Here is a 1,396-nt window from a genome sequence, read left to right on the forward strand (position 1 = left end):
ATTATACACCTGAAATGGATAAAATAAATTCTAAGTATGAACATAAAAAAAATGGTTCTGTTGCAAAGTTAAAAATCATGTAATATTTATACTGAAAAACGAAAAATAATTAATACTAACAAAACTCTTTACTGTTAAAACAATATTTGCTTTTATAGTTTTGTATAGATGTGCATATAATTTTAACTTTGCAACAGAACCAATCAAAAAACTTATTACCAATTGTAGAGGAGGTTTCTAAAGGTTTAGTTACATTACCCTTACATAATCGTTTATCTATCAATGATGTAAAAAGGGTCTGCACTATTATTAGTAAAAGTATACAGGAATGGAGAGAGCAATAATGAATCGGCTAAATACAAATTACTTTGATAACTTTTATATTGATTGGCAGAACAATGAAATATCAGAAAATTATGTTGAATTTTGTCAAAAGCAAATTAATAACTTAAGTCACATTGTTCCTTCATTAAAAAAAGAGAAAAGAAAAATCATCGATACTTGTTGTGGCTGTGGTTTTCATTCTAAATTTTTGATAGATAAAGGTCATCATGTTATTAGCTTTGACAAATCTGAGGAAATGTTGAACTTTGCATATAAAAAAAATGGCATTTTAGGTAAAAGACAATCTTTAGATGAAGAATTCCCAGAAAATCACGTCGACTTAATTCTTAATTTAAATACTTCTATCGGATATAAAAAAAATGATTTAAAAAATTTGTTAAGAAATAGTTATACCTCCTTAAAAAAAGGTGGTATTTTAATTATAGATTTGATGAACCCCGCCTTTTTCTATAAAAATTTTGAAGAACAAATGATTTTCAACTTCAAAGATTACGAAGTTAATCAAACTATTAAAATAAATAAAATTTATAATAGTATAGTTTCAACATGGGATGTTTATAAAAATAACGAATATAGCAAAGACCTTTCAAGAGAATTAAAATTTAAATTATATACTACTAATGATATAATTTGCAGTAGTTTGTATTATAACTTTACTTTATCCAATATATCTTTCTATGGAGACATGAAAGGAAATGAATTTCATGAAAATTCACCAAGACTAATAGTAAAAATAACGAAATAAGTGATACTCTAGGAGGCTGAAAAGTTTTGACAAAGAAATATTTAAACACCCAGAATGAAATATTAGCATTTTGGAATACTCAAAAGATATTTAAAAAATCAATTGACAATAGAAAAGGACAGGAAAGTTTTGTTTTTTATGACGGCCCCCCAACTGCAAATGGCCTTCCTCATGCTGGCCATGTTCTTGGAAGAGTAATCAAGGATTTAGTTGCAAGATTAAAAACTATGCAAGGTTTTTATGTAGAAAGAAAAGCAGGATGGGATACCCATGGCTTACCAGTTGAATTAGAGGTTGAAAAAAAAA

The 1,396-nt window shown here is 26.9% G+C and carries 2 protein-coding genes; both read left to right on the forward strand.

Annotated features, from left to right (window positions below; all coding sequences use genetic code 11):
• Positions 1–343 precede the first annotated feature (343 nt).
• Positions 344–1,090 (forward strand): class I SAM-dependent methyltransferase, encoded by a 747-nt coding sequence (locus tag HMPREF2647_RS01035; RefSeq protein ID WP_001081004.1) that lies wholly within the window; start codon positions 344–346, stop codon positions 1,088–1,090.
• Positions 1,091–1,116: 26 nt separating this feature from the next.
• Positions 1,117–1,396 (forward strand): class I tRNA ligase family protein (locus tag HMPREF2647_RS01040; RefSeq protein ID WP_141756743.1); only part of this gene is annotated, 280 nt, incomplete at its 3' end.

The organism is Staphylococcus sp. HMSC035D11 (assembly GCF_001836075.1).
In the GTDB taxonomy this organism is placed as follows: domain Bacteria; phylum Bacillota; class Bacilli; order Staphylococcales; family Staphylococcaceae; genus Staphylococcus; species Staphylococcus hominis.